General features: G+C 37.9%; 16 protein-coding genes. 13 read left to right on the top strand and 3 right to left on the bottom strand.

Features of this window, described 5'->3' with window-relative positions; genetic code table 11:
• Positions 1-29 precede the first annotated feature (29 nt).
• Both ACVBAX_RS11005 and ACVBAX_RS11000 read left to right on the top strand, forming a co-directional pair.
• Positions 30-338 carry a metal-sulfur cluster assembly factor gene (locus ACVBAX_RS11005; protein WP_447117067.1) on the top strand — a complete coding sequence of 103 codons (309 nt, stop codon included), beginning with the start codon at positions 30-32 and terminating at the stop codon, positions 336-338.
• A gap of 155 nt (positions 339-493) precedes the next feature.
• Positions 494-1,612, top strand: a complete 1,119-nt coding sequence (locus ACVBAX_RS11000) for a TIGR04053 family radical SAM/SPASM domain-containing protein (protein ID WP_447117066.1) — start codon at positions 494-496, stop codon at positions 1,610-1,612.
• 32 nt (positions 1,613-1,644) lie between these two features.
• Here ACVBAX_RS11000 and ACVBAX_RS10995 read toward each other — a convergent pair whose 3' ends face one another.
• A complete protein-coding gene (locus ACVBAX_RS10995) occupies positions 1,645-2,343 on the bottom strand; it encodes a Crp/Fnr family transcriptional regulator (protein ID WP_447117065.1) in 699 nt (232 codons plus the stop codon).
• A gap of 181 nt (positions 2,344-2,524) precedes the next feature.
• On the opposite strand from ACVBAX_RS10995, the gene moaA reads away from it, so the two are divergent.
• On the top strand, positions 2,525-3,550 hold the full coding sequence (moaA, locus tag ACVBAX_RS10990; RefSeq protein WP_447117064.1) for a GTP 3',8-cyclase MoaA: 1,026 nt from the start codon (positions 2,525-2,527) through the stop codon (positions 3,548-3,550).
• A gap of 37 nt (positions 3,551-3,587) precedes the next feature.
• Here moaA and ric read toward each other — a convergent pair whose 3' ends face one another.
• Entirely contained in the window at positions 3,588-4,286 is a 699-nt protein-coding gene (gene ric / locus ACVBAX_RS10985; protein WP_447117063.1) for an iron-sulfur cluster repair di-iron protein, read from the bottom strand.
• A gap of 238 nt (positions 4,287-4,524) precedes the next feature.
• Between ric and ACVBAX_RS10980 the strand changes: the two genes are divergently transcribed.
• From ACVBAX_RS10980 to ACVBAX_RS10970, 3 genes are all read left to right on the top strand, one after another.
• The gene (locus ACVBAX_RS10980) at positions 4,525-5,787 is read left to right on the top strand and encodes a molybdopterin molybdotransferase MoeA (protein WP_447117160.1); all 1,263 of its coding nucleotides are present in this window, start codon (positions 4,525-4,527) and stop codon (positions 5,785-5,787) included.
• Positions 5,775-6,302 (top strand): molybdopterin-guanine dinucleotide biosynthesis protein B, encoded by a 528-nt coding sequence (gene mobB, locus ACVBAX_RS10975; RefSeq protein WP_447117062.1) that lies wholly within the window; start codon positions 5,775-5,777, stop codon positions 6,300-6,302. Before ACVBAX_RS10980 ends, mobB begins: the two co-directional genes overlap by 13 nt.
• A gap of 95 nt (positions 6,303-6,397) precedes the next feature.
• The gene (locus ACVBAX_RS10970) at positions 6,398-7,120 is read left to right on the top strand and encodes a YwiC-like family protein (RefSeq protein ID WP_447117061.1); all 723 of its coding nucleotides are present in this window, start codon (positions 6,398-6,400) and stop codon (positions 7,118-7,120) included.
• Positions 7,121-7,156: 36 nt separating this feature from the next.
• Here the strand turns inward: ACVBAX_RS10970 and ACVBAX_RS10965 are convergent, their stop codons facing one another.
• On the bottom strand, positions 7,157-7,837 hold the full coding sequence (locus ACVBAX_RS10965; RefSeq protein WP_447117060.1) for a Crp/Fnr family transcriptional regulator: 681 nt from the start codon (positions 7,835-7,837) through the stop codon (positions 7,157-7,159).
• A 285-nt stretch (positions 7,838-8,122) separates the two neighbouring features.
• On the opposite strand from ACVBAX_RS10965, the gene argC reads away from it, so the two are divergent.
• The 7 genes from argC (at position 8,123) to argF (ending at position 17,556) form a co-directional block, all read left to right on the top strand.
• On the top strand, positions 8,123-9,157 hold the full coding sequence (gene argC, locus ACVBAX_RS10960; RefSeq protein ID WP_447117059.1) for an N-acetyl-gamma-glutamyl-phosphate reductase: 1,035 nt from the start codon (positions 8,123-8,125) through the stop codon (positions 9,155-9,157).
• A gap of 14 nt (positions 9,158-9,171) precedes the next feature.
• Positions 9,172-10,404: a bifunctional ornithine acetyltransferase/N-acetylglutamate synthase gene (argJ, locus tag ACVBAX_RS10955; protein ID WP_447117058.1), complete on the top strand. Its 1,233-nt coding sequence runs from the start codon at positions 9,172-9,174 to the stop codon at positions 10,402-10,404.
• A gap of 13 nt (positions 10,405-10,417) precedes the next feature.
• The gene (gene argB, locus ACVBAX_RS10950; RefSeq protein ID WP_430773616.1) at positions 10,418-11,191 is read left to right on the top strand and encodes an acetylglutamate kinase; all 774 of its coding nucleotides are present in this window, start codon (positions 10,418-10,420) and stop codon (positions 11,189-11,191) included.
• A complete protein-coding gene (locus tag ACVBAX_RS10945; protein WP_447117057.1) occupies positions 11,188-12,342 on the top strand; it encodes an acetylornithine transaminase in 1,155 nt (384 codons plus the stop codon). The genes argB and ACVBAX_RS10945 overlap by 4 nt, the downstream gene beginning before the upstream one ends.
• A gap of 78 nt (positions 12,343-12,420) precedes the next feature.
• Positions 12,421-13,503: a carbamoyl phosphate synthase small subunit gene (locus tag ACVBAX_RS10940; RefSeq protein WP_447117056.1), complete on the top strand. Its 1,083-nt coding sequence runs from the start codon at positions 12,421-12,423 to the stop codon at positions 13,501-13,503.
• Entirely contained in the window at positions 13,496-16,606 is a 3,111-nt protein-coding gene (locus tag ACVBAX_RS10935; protein ID WP_447117055.1) for a carbamoyl phosphate synthase large subunit, read from the top strand. Before ACVBAX_RS10940 ends, ACVBAX_RS10935 begins: the two co-directional genes overlap by 8 nt.
• The gene (argF, locus tag ACVBAX_RS10930) at positions 16,603-17,556 is read left to right on the top strand and encodes an ornithine carbamoyltransferase (protein WP_447117054.1); all 954 of its coding nucleotides are present in this window, start codon (positions 16,603-16,605) and stop codon (positions 17,554-17,556) included. Before ACVBAX_RS10935 ends, argF begins: the two co-directional genes overlap by 4 nt.
• The last annotated feature ends 27 nt before the right edge of the window (positions 17,557-17,583 follow it).

The following is a 17,583-nucleotide window of genomic DNA, read 5'->3' as shown; positions in this document are numbered from 1 at the left end:
ATAGAGTTGAACTTTAAGGAGTGATTATAATGGATCAAGATTTAAAAGATAGTATTATGGGGGCTTTGGAATTAGTTGTTGACCCAGAGCTTGGAATAGATATTGTGAACCTTGGCCTTGTTTATGATATTGAGATGGACGAAGAAGGCACAGCGACCATTACAATGACGTTAACTTCAATGGGTTGTCCGTTAGCAGGTGCCATTGTGGAAAATGTGAAAGAGGCTCTAAGTGATATCCCTGAAGTAAAAAACACAGAAGTAAATATCGTCTGGAGCCCACCGTGGTCAAAAGAAAGAATGTCAAGATACGCAAAGATTGCGCTTGGAATTCGATAGGATGGAAGCTAACCGCTCGTGCGGTTAGCTTTTTTTATGGAAACTAATAAGTTTTATTAAAACTGTGAGCTAGTTCACTTATTTCAGGAGAATATCCCTATACAATGGATGTAAATGATTTTACAAAAGTTGTGCTTTGCCAGGAGGTCCTCATTGTGATTGTTAGTCGAGACTTTAACAAAGATCCGTTTATTGTTATTTGGGAGTTAACGAGAGCTTGTCAGCTAAAATGCCTTCACTGCCGTGCAGAAGCACAGTATAAAACCGATCCAAGGGAATTAACCTATGAAGAAGGTAAAAAATTAATAGATGAAATATATGAAATGAATAATCCCATGCTCGTATTTACAGGCGGGGATCCGCTATTGAGAAAAGATGTTTTTGATATTGCCGAATATGCTGTGAAAAAAGGTGTACGCGTATCAATGACTCCTAGTGCCACACCAAATGTTACGAAAGAGTCAATTGAAAAAGCCAAGGAGGTAGGTCTTTCACGATGGGCCTTTAGTTTAGACGGCCCGACTGCTGAAATACATGACCATTTTCGTGGAACAGCAGGCTCATTTGACTTAACCCTAGAAAGAATTCAGTATCTTCATGAACTTGAAATACCGATTCAAATCAACACGGTGATCTCTCGTTACAATTATGAATACCTAGACGAGATGGCTGAACTAGTCGAGAAGCTACAATGTGTTTTATGGAGTGTCTTTTTCTTAGTACCAACTGGTAGGGGGCAAGAAAAGGATATGATTTCTCCAGTAGAGCATGAGAAAGTATTTATCTGGCTTCAAGAGCTGAGCAAACGCGTACCTTTTGATATAAAAACGACAGCGGCTCAACATTATCGACGTGTGTTTATTCAGCAAAAAATGAAAGAAGAGAAGAAAAAGGAAAATATCTCTTATTTGGATGCCTTAACTAGTCAGGGATTAACAGGAAGTATTGATGGGTTAGGAAGAGCTCCTAAGGGGGTTAACGACGGAAACGGCTTTGTATTTATATCTCATATCGGGGATGTGTACCCAAGTGGGCTGTTACCAATAAAAGCCGGGAATGTGCGTGAGCAGCCGTTAGCCGAGATTTACAGAGAATCACCGATATTTAAAGACTTAAGGAACCCTGATAAATATAAAGGCAAGTGTGGCGTATGTGAGTTCAGATATGTATGCGGTGGCTCACGATCAAGAGCATATGCCATGACAGGTGATTATCTAGAAAGTGAACCATTTTGTGTTTATGTGCCTAAGGCTTTAAGATCAAAGAAAGCATAAAAATCAGAGTGCAGAAATTCCTGCACTCCGATTTATTCAATACTGCAATACACCTTTGGACAATTTTCGCAACCAATTTCGTTTCTTAAAAATTGTAGATTATGAACGATAATTTTACTCTTTCTTATAGAAATAATTTTCTCTTTTTTTAGTTCATTTAAGATGCGATTGGTACTTTCACGGGAAGTTCCACAAAAATTGGCAAGTTCTTGGTTCGTTAGTGGAAGGTCGATGAGGATCCCGCTTTGTACCTCTACACCATAACTATTTGTCATACGGATCAGAGTAGAGTATAATGCGCCTTTCTTTCCATTTAAAACGAGATCACGGAACTTCGTTTGCGTTTTTCTGAAATGGTCGCTCATCCATTTTAAAAACTCTAGGGCAAGAGAACTGTTTCGAAAGATTTCTTTCTCAAGGACATCCTTATTAATGGCAGCAATTTCTGCATCTTCAAGTACCCTGGCGCTAAGTAAATATTTAGGGGAATGAGTAAAAAGTGTTAGTTCTCCGCAAATATCATTTTTACCGCAAATCCTTAATGATAGCTCCCTGCCATCGGATGTAATTTTACTAATCTGTACTTTCCCTGACAGAATGACGTACATTTCCTCTGCTTCCATTCCTTCTTGAAAGATAAAAGTATTTTTTTCTCCAATAAAACGGCGGTCAGCCAGATGAAGAAGTTCTTTTATCTCTATTGAATGAGTTTCTTTTACAACTGCTGACATCCGGATTCACCCTTTTTTAGACAATAATGATTCTATCATCTACAATGAGGGCAATCAGATTTGTTGTCAATAACTTCACGAATGATGTAACAATATGTTCACGTTTAATAAAATAGTTATGTTGTAAAGTGGTTTACCGTTATAATAAAATATACTACAATGCATGCAAGATACTCTTGCGATGGAGTTGATTATCATAAATAAAATTACTGATCAATTAAACCGTCCGTTACGAGATTTAAGAATATCGGTTATCGATCGATGCAATTTCCGGTGTCAGTACTGCATGCCAGCAGAGGTGTTCGGTCCCGATTTTGCTTTTTTACCTAGAAATGAATTACTCAGCTATGAAGAAATTGAGCGTTTGGCTCATATATTTGTAGGACTTGGAGTGGAAAAAATACGCCTCACAGGTGGCGAGCCTCTCCTTCGAAAACAGCTTCCTTTACTTGTTGAGAAGCTCTCTAAAATAAAGGGTTTAAAGGATATTGGCTTAACAACGAACGGCGTTCTTTTACCAAAGTATGCTGAGGAGTTAAAGGATGCTGGTCTTAAGAGGGTAAATGTAAGCCTTGATAGCTTGAATGATGAGCTCTTCGGTGAGATTAATGGTCGTGGTGTGAAAACAGGACCTGTCATAGAAGGAATTCATGCGGCCCAAAAAGCAGGCCTAGGTGTCAAACTGAATATGGTTGTTAAAAAAGGCTTAAATGATCAAGAGATTGTTCCTATGGCACAATTTTGTAAAGATAATGGACTACAACTCCGTTTTATTGAATATATGGATGTGGGTAGTACAAACGGATGGAAAATGGATGACGTTGTAACCAAAAAGGAAATTTATGAACAATTAAATGCGCATTATTTGTTAGAGCCTGTTGATCCCGATTATTTTGGCGAAGTTGCTAAGCGATATCGATACAAGGGTTCAAATGTAGATGTCGGATTTATTACTTCTGTTTCTGAGTCGTTTTGCTCTAGCTGTACTCGATCGAGACTTTCTGCTAATGGGCAGCTCTTTACTTGTTTGTTTAATGGGAACGGACACGATATTCGTGACTTTATGAGAAGCGGTGTCTCTGATTCGGAAATTGAACAAAGAATTACTGACATTTGGAACGGAAGAAATGACCGTTATTCCGATGAAAGAACGGAAGAAACAATAGCAAACAGAAAGAAAATCGAAATGTCCTATATAGGGGGATAAATAAAAACTACTTCTGCGAGAAGTAGTTTTTGTTTTCTTATGAGATATATCTAGGGAATAGAATATTGTTTTCAAGGTGAACGTGCATAAATGTTTGTTCTTCTAATAACTCAAGTCTTTTGTAGACTAGACGATACGTACCACATGCATCCATTGGTGGTTGGAAGTCAGATGTAATGTCTCTTAATTCCTTCAGAATAGCTCCAGCATGATCATGTTCTTTTTCTAATTCGGTTATCTCTTTAATCATTTCGCTCCGAGTTTCGCCAGTAGTAGTATCAAGCTTTTGTAGCATTGGAAATACGAGTTCTTCTTCTTTGGCTGTGTGTTCAAGCAATTCTTTTTTTAGTTCGTAAAAGAGTTCGTATACCTTTAACAATTCTGGACGATGTCCACCATGAACCTTTGCCACCTTTGTTACGTAAGGACTTAAGTTAGCAAGTTCTTCTTCTAAAGGACGATGATAATGCTCAATCACATGGTGAATAATTACGTCAGAGGCTGAATCTGTCCATACGGCTACATCTTCTTTAGATCCTTCATACATATCAAAAAGCTGTTGAAGCTCTTGAATAATTTCATGTGCATCAACTGATTTTTCAGATGCAGCTTCGTCTAAAGGAATGTTTCCACCACAACAAAAATCAATTCGGTTTCTCTTAAACACGTCTGCTGCTTTTGGAAATTCATTTACTATATCTTTTACTAATGAGTCAGTTTGAAATGGATATGTCATTTTAATTGCCCTCCAAAAATACTTTTTATTTACAAATTAAGAATAAATGATTTTGTCTTACTTTAAGGTGATGTGAATCACACTTTCAAATAAATGTTTTCTATTTTCTTCAAATTGTTATGGGAAGTGCGCTAAAATAAGTTATTAAGTGATGTTTGTCCTGTTTTATTTATTATTTGATTGTTTATAATTACACAGGTGAACAGAGGACCTTACCATATAGGAGTTGATTTAATTGATCGAAAAAAGAATGCCGATACAAGTTGGTGAAGCAGTAAAAAAAGTGATGTCGTATTCAATGCGTGGCAAACAAGAATTAGTTTCCATAAACGAGAGTTATGGCCGATACCTTTCTGAGGATTTAGTTGCAACCTCAGATGTTCCCCACTTCAATCGTTCTCCATATGATGGGTTTGCTATTCGTTCCGTTGATTCATCTAATGCTTCGCTTTCTAATGCTGTTGAGTTTGAAGTAGTTGATCATATTGGTGCAGGTTACGTTTCGAATAAGGAAGTCGGTGAATTCCAAGCAGTTCGCATCATGACAGGTGCACAGATGCCTATGAATTGTGACGCAGTTGTCATGTTAGAACTTGCAAAAACGAGTGAAAAGAACGGAAAATCATATATGTCCATTAAGCGATCTTATAAATCAGGAGATAATGTTTCTTTCTCTGGTGAGGATGCGAAAAAGGGAGAAGTCCTTGTAAAAAGAGGAACAAAAATCAATCCAGGGATTCAAGCGATGTTAGCAACATTTGGCTATAAGGATGTACCGGTTGCTAAAAAACCTGTCATTGGATTATTTGCTACAGGTACAGAACTGCTTGAAGTAGAGGATGAATTACAGCCGGGGAAAATCCGAAACTCTAATACTCATATGATTATTGCTCAAATCGAGCGTTCTGGGGCCGAAGTAAGGTATTTCGGAAAACTTCCTGATGATTTTGAGTTATGCTATGAATCAATTAGAAGTGCCATAGTAGAGGTTGATTTATTGATTACTACAGGTGGTGTCTCGGTTGGAGATTTCGATTATTTGCCTCAAATTTATAAAAAATTAGGAGCGGATGTCCTTTTTAATAAAGTAGCTATGAGACCTGGAAGTGTTACCACAGTAGCACATTTAGATGGGAAAATATTATTTGGGTTATCCGGAAATCCTTCTGCTTGTTATGTAGGGTTTGAGTTATTTGCGAGACCAATCATTCGTACCATGCTTTTTTGTACGAAGCCACATTTAAGAAGAGAAAAGGCCGTTTTAGAAGTTGATTTTCCAAAAGCTAACCCATTTACTCGTTTTGTGAGGAGTAAAGTTACAATCGCTAATGGAAAGTTAGTGGCCTCACCAAGTGGAGTAGACAAATCAAATATCGTGATGAGCTTGGCAGGGGCCAATTCATTTATTATCCTACCAGGTGGAACAAGAGGATTTGAAGCTCAGACGATTGTTGATGTCCTATTGTTAGAAGATTCAGAAGGTAGCGAATGGCCGTGGTAACCCCCATCATTGTGCAAGTAGTCGGTTTTCAAAACAGTGGAAAAACAACATTTGTCAAAACACTACTACAAGAACTATCCAAGCAAAATATATATGTAGCTACAATTAAGCATCATGGGCATGGTGGCAAACCTGATGTAGTTGAAAAAAAGGACTCTTCGGAGCATATACATTCTGGTGCCTTTGCCTCAATAGTTGAGGGAGAAGGAAGACTTCTTATTCAAGTAGAGAAGGATGAATGGAGTGTACAAGAACAAGTTCATATTTTATGTAGTATGAATCCAGAGGTTATTGTAATAGAAGGGCATAAAAATGAAAGATATCATAAAATTGTACTATTACGAAATAGAGAAGATTTTGATGCTCTTAAAAGTTTAGAGAATGTGTTGGCGTTTGTGAGTTGTGAGCCGTTACAGATGAATACGAACATTCCTATTTGGAACGAAAACGATACAATGACCTGGCTTGTACAATATATAAATGAACAAAGAAATCTAGGGAACTGCAAAGCGTAAGTGCTTTGCAGTTTTTTGACCTGTGATTCAATTCACTTACTAACACTCTTCATTCTTTTATAGTATAAGTAGCTACAACACTAGGAGTGAGGACAATGAAATTATTTTTACCAAAACAGCATGGTGCTTGGGCAATGTTAATCATCCCTTTTTGGTTAGGGGTTCTTGCTTCGAGCTTCCTTTGGCAGCATATCCCTTTCTTTGTGGGCTGGTTACTACTATATTTGGCGACATATCCAATGTTGTTATTATTTAAAAGAAAGAAGCTCTCTTTGTATAAGAAATGGACGATCATCTACATGCTACCAGCTTTGTTTTTTCTGTTATTCCCTTTATTGACAAGACCTTCTATTATTCTTTTTGGACTGATTATGATCCCGTTTTTTTGCATAAATGCGTATTTTTCTAGCAAAAACAACGATCGTGCACTAACGAATGATATAAGTGCCATTATCGTATTCGCAATTGCTGGCTTAGCAAGTAGCTTTTTAGCGGAGGGAGTAATTAGTTACAAAGCTTGGCTTGCCTTTTTCTCTTCCATTATCTTTTTTATAGGAAGTACATTCTATGTAAAAACGATGATTCGCGAGAAAAAGAGTGAAGTATACAAACAAATCTCTTGGGGATATCATTTGTTGGTGGTTATACTGTGGCTGATGATTGGCTATTGGATCATTGCATTAGCTAGCTTACCAAGTTTATATAGAGCCATTTTCTTCTACGGGAAGCCTTACTCAGCAAAAAAAGTAGGGATTTTAGAGATTGTAAATGCTGTTTTATTTTTTGGATTGATGACAGTAGCGTTACTAGTAGCATAAATAAAAGCACTCGGTGTTTTCATCTGCCGAGTGCTTTTAATCAATTTTACAAATATCAATTGGACAATCTTCACAATCAATCTCATCTCTTAAGAACATCAAATTATGGATCGTAATAATTCCTTTATCAATGGATATGATGTTATTCTTCCGTAATTCACTTAGCAAGCGATTGGCAACTTCCCTAGAGGTTCCACAAAAATTAGCAATCTCTTGATTGGTCAAGGGCTGATCTATGACAATACCTTGTTCACGAACAATTCCGTAGCTGTTACATAAACGAATGAGTGTGGAGTACAATGCCCCTTTTTTACCGTGAAGAATAAGGTCTCTGAATTTTGTTTGGTTTCTCAATAGCTGACCGTTTAACCATTTCATAAATTGTAAAGATAAAGAATGATCCGTGCTAAGTTTTTCCTCTAAATCATCCTTATGAATGACTGCAACCTCACCATCTTCAACAATCTTTGCGTCCAACATATACTTGGGTGAGGCACAAAATAAAGGAATTTCCCCAATAAGCTCTCCAGTAGAACACATTCGAATGGTCAGTTCTCTTCCATCTGGGACCATCTTGCTGATTTGGATCTTCCCTTTTATAACGATAAATAACTCCTCGGCTTTTTGGCCTTCTTGGAATAAATAATTTCCTTTTTCAATCTTACGTGTATACCTTGCCACTTGTTTAAAATTCTGTAGCTGTATGGAAGTATTCATGGAGATGTCACCTGCCTGACCGCTTTGCTAGCCACTTTAATTAACTAGTCTAACTGTAAAAAGAAAAATCAATTTCGTCAACCTTAAAACCTTCCAATAGAAGTAATTGTTTATGCAGATTTCTTGTGAGAAGTACTAACATTAAAAATAATCTAAAAAAAATGAAAATAGTTTTAAAAATTGGTTGATTTTATTGTTAGCAATTTTTATAATAAGGTACATTAAAACTTATAAAAATTAAATCGAATGATTAAATATGCATTAATATTCAGGAAGGGGTAAGGAATGAAAGTATCAATTATCGGAACAACCGGATATGGTGGAGTTGAGTTGCTCCGTATATTGCACTCACACCCTGAATTCGACATACATTCCATTCATTCAACAAAAGAAGAAGTGGCCATTTCAGATGAATACCCACATCTTTATGGAATTATTGATAAAAAAATGATCAGCATTGATGCTGATAAAATTGCTGAAGAAAGTGATTTAGTCTTTTTTGCTACTCCTTCAGGGGTGTCCTCAAGCCTCGTGGATCAATTTATTGAAAAAGATATTAAGGTGATAGACCTGTCAGGGGATTTAAGGTTAAAGGATTCTTCTGATTATCTAAAGTGGTATAAGAAAACTCCTGCTAATGAGACCATTATTGATGAAGCGGTATATGGATTAAGCGAATGGAATAAGGAGCAGGTAAAAGCGGCAAATTGGGTCGCTAATCCCGGATGCTATCCAACAGCTACTTTACTTGGGTTAGCTCCTGTTGTAAAGGAAGGTTTAATTGACCCAAGGAGTATTATCGTTGATGCGAAATCAGGAACCTCTGGGGCAGGGAGAGCAGCAAGTCGTGCAACCTTGTATGCAGAGGTAAATGAGAATTTTAAAATTTACAAGGTGAATGAACATCAGCATATTCCTGAAATTGAGCAGCAATTAAAGCTCTGGAATAGTGAGATTCAGCCAATCACCTTTAGCACGCATCTTCTTCCGTTAACAAGAGGGATTATGGCTACGATGTATGTCCAGCTTTTAGCAGATTGGGAGACAGAAAGAGTCATAGATTTATATCAATCGTATTATGAAAATGAGCCGTTTGTCCGAGTAAGACCACAAGGCTATTTTCCATCAATCAAGGATGTATCAAGTTCGAACTATTGTGATATAGGTTTACACGTTGATAAGAGAACAAACCGATTAACAATCGTATCGGTAATCGATAATTTAATGAAGGGTGCTGCAGGGCAGGCCGTACAAAATGCAAACATCATGTTTGGTTTGGAGAGTCATTCAGGTTTGAAGTTTATGCCACTGTATCCGTAATAGGAGGTTAAGGGATGGAAGCTTTATCGGAAGTGTCACAAGTAAAAAAAATAAATGGTGGTAGTGTAGTCTCACCAAAGGGATTCTATGCAGGTGGTGTACACGCTGGCCTTCGTTTTTCTAGAAAAGATGTTGGATTAATATATAGTGAAGTGCCTGCCAGTAGTGCGGCTGTTTACACATTAAATCAGTTTCAAGCAGCCCCACTGAAGGTAACTCAGCATAGTATTCAAGAAAACGGAAAACTACAAGCTGTGATTGTAAATAGTGCATGCGCAAATGCTTGTACAGGAGAAAGAGGTCTACAAGATGCCTACTCCATGCGAAAGCTGACAGCCGAAAAGCTGAAACTTGAAGAAACTTTTGTAGCAGTTGCTTCTACAGGAGTAATCGGTGAGTACCTCCAAATGGATCGAATTGCAGCAGGCATTTCAGAAATACAATTTGGTCAAACACTAGAAGATGCTGAGGGATTTCAAACGGCGATTTTAACAACAGATACATGTATGAAAAGCAGCTGTTACACTACTGAGATTGATGGAAAACAGGTTACGATGGGTGGAGCTGCAAAAGGATCCGGAATGATTCATCCTAATATGGCTACCATGCTTGGCTTTATTACTTGTGATGCCGCTATATCTCCTGAGTCTTTAAAGAAAGCATTAAAAAGCGTAACGAACAAGTCTTTCAATCAAATAACAGTTGATGGTGATACATCTACGAATGATATGGTCCTTGTAATGGCAAACGGAAAAGCTGGAAATGAGGAGCTTCATGAAGGCCATAAAGATTGGGAAGTTTTCATTGAGTTACTAAAAAATACAAGCCAAGACTTAGCAAAGCAAATTGCACGTGACGGAGAGGGTGCCACAAAGCTAATTGAAGTGAGTGTAAAAGGTGCAGCTTCCAATGACGATGCACGTAAAATTGCAAAGCAAATTGTTGGTTCCAATCTCGTGAAAACAGCTATTTTCGGTGCTGATGCAAACTGGGGACGTATTATAGGTGCAATTGGGCAAGCGGGTGTCGAAGTGAATGTTGATACTGTAGATATTAAGCTTGGTGAAACAACGATGTTATTAAATAGTGTGCCTCAAGTGTTTTCAGAGGATGACGCAAAGAAATATTTAGAAAATGATACAATCCATATTTTCGTAGATTTACAATTTGGAGATGGGGAAGGAAAGGCATGGGGATGTGACCTTTCTTACGATTACGTAAAAATTAATGCGAGCTATCGAACGTAAGGGGGCACATAAGTTGTCAACGATCGTAATTAAATGTGGTGGAAGTGTATTAAACGAATTGTCTTCTAGTTTTTTTGATAGTATCAAAGAAATGAAGAAGAAAGGTTATTCTGTGGTGATTGTTCATGGTGGCGGACCGGACATAAATGACATGCTTGAGAAGCTAAACATTATGCCTGAATTTGTAAATGGATTAAGGAAAACAACGAAAGAAACATTACAAATTGCTGAAATGGTGCTCACAGGTAAAACCAATCGTAAGTTGGTCGAACAACTGAATGATTTTAGGCTCACAGCTGTAGGACTAAATGGCAGTGACTCTAATCTAATTCAAGCAGAATACCTAGACAAAGAGCGACTTGGATATGTTGGTAAGGTCCAAGAGATTAATAAAGACCTCATTCAACTAATGGTTGAATCGGGACATATACCTGTAATTACACCGATTGCGATAAATAAACAAAACGTCAAGCTTAACGTAAATGCAGATTACGCAGCTGCTGCGGTTGCGATCGGTTTAGAAGCAGAGCAGTGCTTGTTTGTAACAGATGTGGATGGAATTCTCGTAAACAATCAAGTGAAGAAAGAACTTAATAAACGTGAAGTTAGTGAATTGATTGAAAACGGTACGATCTATGGTGGTATGATTCCTAAAGTTGAGTCAGCACTGTCAGCAATAGACATGGGGCTTAAGAGCGTAATGATTGTAAATGGTAAAAAAGGATTTTATGAAAATGGCCAATGGCTTGGTACTCAGATTTGTAGAAAGGAAGGGATTCTTCAATGAGTGGTCTTTTTCCAACATATGCAAGATGGGAAGTGGAGCCATCTAAGGCTGTAGGTTCCTATTTATACGATATAAATAAAAAGAAATATTTAGATTTTACTTCTGGAATCGGAGTTTGTAACCTTGGACATCAGCCAGAAGCCGTGAAAAAGGCTGTGCAAATACAACTTGATCAATTCTGGCATGTATCGAATCTGTTTCCTCAAGAAAAGCAAGTACTTGCTGCAAAAATGCTTGCTGATGCCGCTGGATTAGAGGCAGTATTTTTTGCAAATAGTGGTGCCGAAGCCAATGAGGGAGCAATTAAACTCGCAAGAAAAGCAACGGGAAGAACAAAAATTATTACGTTTCAACAGTCCTTTCATGGAAGAACGTTTGCGACAATGTCAGCGACTGGTCAAGACAAGATAAAAGAAGGCTATGGTAACATGCTCGAGTCGTTCGTTTATGTTCCATTTAACGATATCACGTCACTTAAAGAAGAAATGTCTCATGAAGTGGCTGCTATAATGCTTGAGGTTATTCAAGGTGAGGGCGGTATTCATGTAGGCGAAGAGGCATTTCTTAAAGAAGTAGAAAAGCTTTGTAAGGAATATGGTGCATTATTTGTTATTGATGAAATCCAAACTGGGATAGGTAGAACGGGAAAGCCCTTTGCTTTTCAACAGTACGATTTATCTCCTGATATTGTGACTTCAGCAAAGGGATTAGGAAGTGGATTTCCTATCGGAGCAGTAATCGGTACAGAGAAGCTGCTGCCGTTTTTTGGACCGGGAAGTCATGGTTCAACGTTTGGAGGAAATCCAGTTTCCATTAGTGCTGCGATAGCTACGATGGAAGCAATCTTTGCTCCCGAATTTTTAGAGTCAGTTGTTAAAAAGGGAGAATACACGAAATCTTTACTTGAAGAGGAATTAAAGGAGATTTCTGTTGTGAAGGAGATTCGCGGATCAGGATTAATGATTGGTGTTGAATTACAAAATTCGGTCGGATCACTTCTAAAGGATTTAAGAGAAAGCGGATTGTTAGCATTACCAGCTGGCGAAAATGTTCTCCGTCTTCTGCCACCATTAACTGCCACAGAGGAACAAATTAATGAAGCGGTTAATATAATTAAAACGGTCTTACAAAAATCATATATAACAGCCTAAATGGCTGCTCTTTTTTACAGGTTATTGCATAAAAATTAAGTTTTCGATATAAATATTCACAATTTACGAGGTGGAACAATGAAAGCATATGTGCATTTAAAAAGTGGTGACACGTTCGAAGGAAAATGGGTTGTCAAAACAGACAATGAACCAGTGTCCGGGGAAATTGTATTTTATACAGGAATGACTGGGTATCAAGAAGTATTGACTGACCCTTCATATAAGGATCAAATCATCGTATTTACGTATCCGCTAATTGGTAACTACGGGATAAATCTTGAGGATTTTGAAAGTAAACAACCACATGTTGCTGGGGTCATTGTATATGAGGCTTGTATGAATCATTCTCATTACCAAGCTAAATACTCGTTAAGTGAATATTTACAAAAATGGGGTATTCCGCTAATTGAACATGTGGATACGAGAGAAGTGGTGAAACAAATCCGTAACGAGGGTTCCATGCCTGCCATGATTAACACGGATTTTGATAAACCACAATCTTTCGAGCTTGGAGATATGGAAAAGGTATCGAAAGTTTCTTCGACAAAGATCTTAACGGAAGGGCACGAAGGAGATTTTCACGTCGTATTAATGGATTTTGGAAATAAAAAGTCGATTCAACAATCGTTGTTAAATAGAGGCTGCAAGGTAACCACCGTTCCTTACAATAGCTCATATGAAGAAATAAAAAAGCTTAATCCGGATGGCATTCTATTGTCCAATGGACCTGGAGACCCAAAGCATCTTAAACATTTATTACCTAATATCTCAAAGGTCATTCAAGCATATCCGACTCTTGGAATTTGTTTAGGTCACCAATTAGCCGGCTTAGCTTTAGGAGCAGATACAAAGAAATTATTGTTTGGACATCGTGGTGCGAATCATCCAGTCATGGATAAGGAAACGAAGACTGTTTTTATGACTTCTCAGAATCATAGCTTTTATGTTGATGAAAAAAGCTTAGCTGGCACGGGTCTGAAAACTCGATTTTATAATTTACATGATTCAACGATTGAAGGATTTTACCACGAAAGCTATCAGTTAATAACAACACAATTTCATCCAGAAGCAAACCCAGGTCCTTCAGAGGGTGAATATATTTTTGATGAATTTCTACAATTAATTAAAGAAAATAATGGGAGTCAAGTTGCATATGCCTAAAGATCAATCTATCACATCCATATTAGTCATTGGTTCGGGACCGATTATTATCGGGCAAGCGGCAGAATTCGATTATGCAGGCACACAAGCCTGCATGGCCTTAAAAGAGGAAGGGTACCGAGTTATTTTAGTAAATAATAATCCGGCTACCATTATGACAGATAGTCATTTTGCTGATGCTATATATTTCGAGCCACTTACAGTAGACGTAATCGAGAAAATTATTATAAAAGAACAGCCAGATGGGTTACTTGCTACGCTAGGTGGTCAAACGGGGCTAAACCTTGCGTTTCAATTAGCTGAGCATGGAATTCTTGAAAAATACGGAGTAAAGGTTCTTGGTACCTCCATTGAGTCCATTAAAAAAGGTGAGGATCGTTCCGCTTTTCGTCAGTTAATGCACGAACTTGGAGAGCCTGTTCCAGAAAGTAAGATCGTTCATACGGTTGATGAAGCAGTTAGCTTTTCAGAAGAAATTGGTTTCCCCATTATCATTAGACCTGCATACACACTCGGTGGAACAGGTGGAGGAATTGCATCAAATGAGGAGGAATTCCTCCAATTGGTCCAAGGAGGACTTAAGGAAAGTCCGATCCATCAATGCTTAATTGAAAAAAGTATTGCTGGTTTTAAAGAAGTCGAGTATGAAGTGATGCGTGATGCGTCAAATACATGCATTATCATTTGTAATATGGAAAATTTAGACCCGGTTGGAATCCACACAGGTGATTCAATCGTTGTTGCTCCTTCTCAAACATTAACAGATGAAGAGTATCAAATGCTCAGGTCTGCTTCGATTAAGATTATTTCTGCGCTTGGAATCGTTGGTGGATGTAATATCCAATTTGCCCTAGATCCGGTAAGTAAAAATTATTACTTAATTGAAGTAAATCCTCGGGTAAGTCGTTCTTCTGCACTTGCTTCAAAAGCAACGGGTTATCCAATCGCTAGAATGGCTGCCAAGCTTTCGGTAGGTTATGAGTTGTCAGAGTTAATCAATCCTGTAACAGGTGATACATTTGCCAGCTTCGAGCCTGCATTGGATTATGTCGTAGTTAAGTTTCCTAAGTGGCCATTTGATAAGTTCCCAACCATTGAGAGAAAGTTGGGTACACAAATGAAAGCAACCGGAGAGGTAATGGGGATCGACCGTAACTTTGAAAGAGCACTTTTAAAAGCCATTCGCTCTCTCGAAATTAAGGTGCAGGATTTAGAGATGTCCTCCTTAAAAAAATTAAGTAAAGAACAATTATATGTTGAACTTTCTAAACAAAACGATGAGCGCTTTTTCATTTTGATGGAGCTAATGAGACGTGGGGAAGAAGTAAATAAGCTGCATGAATTGACAAAGATAGATTTCTTCTTCTTGTTCTATATGAAGAAGCTTGCACAGTTAGAAAAGGAAATATATGAAGCAACTATCCAATCTGTTACATCGGAACAGTTACAGCTTTTTAAAGAAAAAGGATTTAGTGATCGTTTTCTAGCTGAAGCATGGAATGTGACGGAAGCAGAGCTGAGAGAAACACGTAAGAACCACAATGTTTTGCCAGCTTATAAAATGGTAGATACATGTGCAGCTGAGTTTTCTGCAGTTACGAATTACTTTTACTCCACTTACTTTGGGAAAAATGAACAAATTCCTTCAGATAAAAGAAAGGTAGTTATCGTTGGCAGTGGTCCGATTCGAATTGGCCAAGGCATTGAGTTTGATTACTGCTCCGTTCACGGAGTGTTTGCTTTAAAAGAAGAAGGTATAGAAACGATTATGATCAATAATAATCCGGAAACGGTTAGTACGGATTTTGCTACAGCTGATCGTTTGTATTTTGAGCCGTTAACCGTGGAAGATATTTTGAATGTGTTAGAAGCAGAGGAAACAAATGAGGTAATCATTCAACTAGGCGGTCAAACTGCTATAAACTTAGCGGAAGGTCTTGAACAAGCGGGAGTAACCATTTTAGGAACTGGATCAGATGTTATTGATGTACTAGAAGAAAGAGATAAATTTTATCAACTTCTTGATGAATTAGAGATACCAAGACTAGATGGCCAATTTGTCAACAGTGTTGAGGAGCTTAACCTGGCTGCTAACTCCATTGGTTATCCAATCCTCATTCGCCCTTCTTATGTTATCGGTGGAAGAGGAATGGTCACTATTAAGGAATCAAGTGAGCTTCAAGCATTTATTGAAGAAACAGATTTACAGTTCCCATACCTTGTTGATCAATTTTTACCAGCAATAGAAGCAGAGCTTGATCTTGTCAGTGATGGAGAAAATGTTCTCGCACCTGTGGTGATGGAACATATTGAACGAACAGGAGTCCATTCCGGCGATAGTTTGTCTGTGCTACCTCCTCACACTTTATCAAAAAAAATTCAAGAGAAAATGCTTTCTTATGCAACGAAAATTTCTACTCATCTTAAGTATAAAGGTCTTCTAAATATTCAGTTTATAATTGATCAAGAAGATGTATATGTACTAGAAGTTAATCCACGAGCTAGTCGAACGGTGCCGATTATAAGTAAGGTTACAGGTGTACCATTAGTTCAAATTGCGACAAAAATATTGCTTGGGAAATACCAGCTGTCGAAACATGATCAATCATTGAATTTAATTGACCTTCCATTTGTCTGTGTGAAGTACCCGGTATTTTCGAATTATGCATTAAAAGGGTTAGATTCAAAGGTGAGCCCAGAAATGAGATCAACTGGAGAAGGTATAAGTCTAGCAATAACTTATGAGGAAGCGATGAAGAAGTCCTACCACACTTTATTGAAAGACCGACCAACTGGAAAAGTTGCGGTAAAACCATGTTATATTTCCGAAATCAAACAAGCAGGAATAGATGAAGAAGCAGTTGTAGAAGCAAAGGAATTATCGGCAAACAAAGTAAAAGAAGAGGCAATTATTGCTTATTACAACCCTGATCAAGGACTTGAAGACAAAAATGTAAGGGAAACAGCTACAAAAAATCGTGTTCTTACATTTACAGAAGAAGAAACATTAATAGCTTTCTTAGCTGGGCAAACAGTAAAGGAATTTACCGTGCATTCACTTAATGAATGGTTATCAAAGAAAAGAGAGGTGAAGCTTACATGATCTCGGTTAAAACCAATGAGAAAAAAGCTGACTTAAAGGATATGTTAACATTAAGAGATTACTCTTCAGAACAAATTGATGGTCTTTTAACAAACGCAATAAAAATCAAAAATGCTTTTAAGCTTGGAGAGTCATATACGCCACTAAAAGGGAAAATTCTAGGGATGATATTTGATAAGTCTTCCACAAGAACACGTGTATCATTCGAAGCAGGAATGATTCAGCTTGGTGGATCGGCTATGTACTTAAACGGAAAAGACTTGCAAATTGGAAGAGGAGAACCGATTTCTGATACGGCCAAGGTGCTATCAGAGTATATTGATGGAATTATGATCCGTACTCATTATCACCATACGGTTGAAGAACTTGCCAAGCATGCGTCAATTCCCGTCATAAATGGCTTAACAGATATGTATCATCCATGCCAGGCACTAGCTGATCTTCAAACGATTATGGAATGTAAAGGCTCACTAACAGGACTTAAAATTGCCTATATTGGTGATGGCAATAATGTCGCACACTCCCTCATTATTGGTGCAGTGAAAATGGGGATGCATATCGCTGTCGCAAGTCCAGTTGGATACGAACCAAATCCAGAGATAGTGGCGTATTCGAAAGAAGTTGCTGAACAATCTGGCGGTTCCGTTCATATTACAAACGATGCTGTTGAAGCAGCAAATCAAGCTGATGTTGTGTATACAGATGTATGGACGAGTATGGGTCAAGAGGAAGAAAATGAAATTCGCCTAAAAGCATTTGCCAATTATCAAGTAAATGTAGATCTTGTAAAGCATGCGAAGCCTGATTATTTATTCATGCATTGTTTACCTGCTCACCGTGGGGAAGAAGTATCACATGAGGTGATTGATGGGGAAAATTCAGTTGTTTTCCATCAAGCTGGAAATCGACTTCATGCCCAAAAGGCTTTATTAGTTGAATTACTTGGATAAAAAAGGATTCCTGCGATTTCGCAGGGA

The organism is Robertmurraya sp. GLU-23 (assembly GCF_052983275.1).
This window is presented reverse-complemented; position numbering and strand designations above follow the sequence as displayed.

Bases quoted from the DNA above. Each gene is read 5' to 3' on its own strand.
- ACVBAX_RS10995 (WP_447117065.1), bottom strand. From the start codon at position 2,343: ATGTCAGCAGTTGTAAAAGAAACTCATTCAATAGAGATAAAAGAACTT.
- moaA (WP_447117064.1), top strand. From the start codon at position 2,525: ATGGAGTTGATTATCATAAATAAAATTACTGATCAATTAAACCGTCCG.
- mobB (WP_447117062.1), top strand. From the start codon at position 5,775: ATGGCCGTGGTAACCCCCATCATTGTGCAAGTAGTCGGTTTTCAAAAC.
- ACVBAX_RS11005 (WP_447117067.1), top strand. From the start codon at position 30: ATGGATCAAGATTTAAAAGATAGTATTATGGGGGCTTTGGAATTAGTT.
- ACVBAX_RS10940 (WP_447117056.1), top strand. From the start codon at position 12,421: ATGAAAGCATATGTGCATTTAAAAAGTGGTGACACGTTCGAAGGAAAA.
- argJ (WP_447117058.1), top strand. From the start codon at position 9,172: ATGGAAGCTTTATCGGAAGTGTCACAAGTAAAAAAAATAAATGGTGGT.
- ACVBAX_RS10970 (WP_447117061.1), top strand. From the start codon at position 6,398: ATGAAATTATTTTTACCAAAACAGCATGGTGCTTGGGCAATGTTAATC.
- argC (WP_447117059.1), top strand. From the start codon at position 8,123: ATGAAAGTATCAATTATCGGAACAACCGGATATGGTGGAGTTGAGTTG.
- ACVBAX_RS10935 (WP_447117055.1), top strand. From the start codon at position 13,496: ATGCCTAAAGATCAATCTATCACATCCATATTAGTCATTGGTTCGGGA.
- argF (WP_447117054.1), top strand. From the start codon at position 16,603: ATGATCTCGGTTAAAACCAATGAGAAAAAAGCTGACTTAAAGGATATG.
- ACVBAX_RS10965 (WP_447117060.1), bottom strand. From the start codon at position 7,837: ATGAATACTTCCATACAGCTACAGAATTTTAAACAAGTGGCAAGGTAT.
- ric (WP_447117063.1), bottom strand. From the start codon at position 4,286: ATGACATATCCATTTCAAACTGACTCATTAGTAAAAGATATAGTAAAT.
- ACVBAX_RS10945 (WP_447117057.1), top strand. From the start codon at position 11,188: ATGAGTGGTCTTTTTCCAACATATGCAAGATGGGAAGTGGAGCCATCT.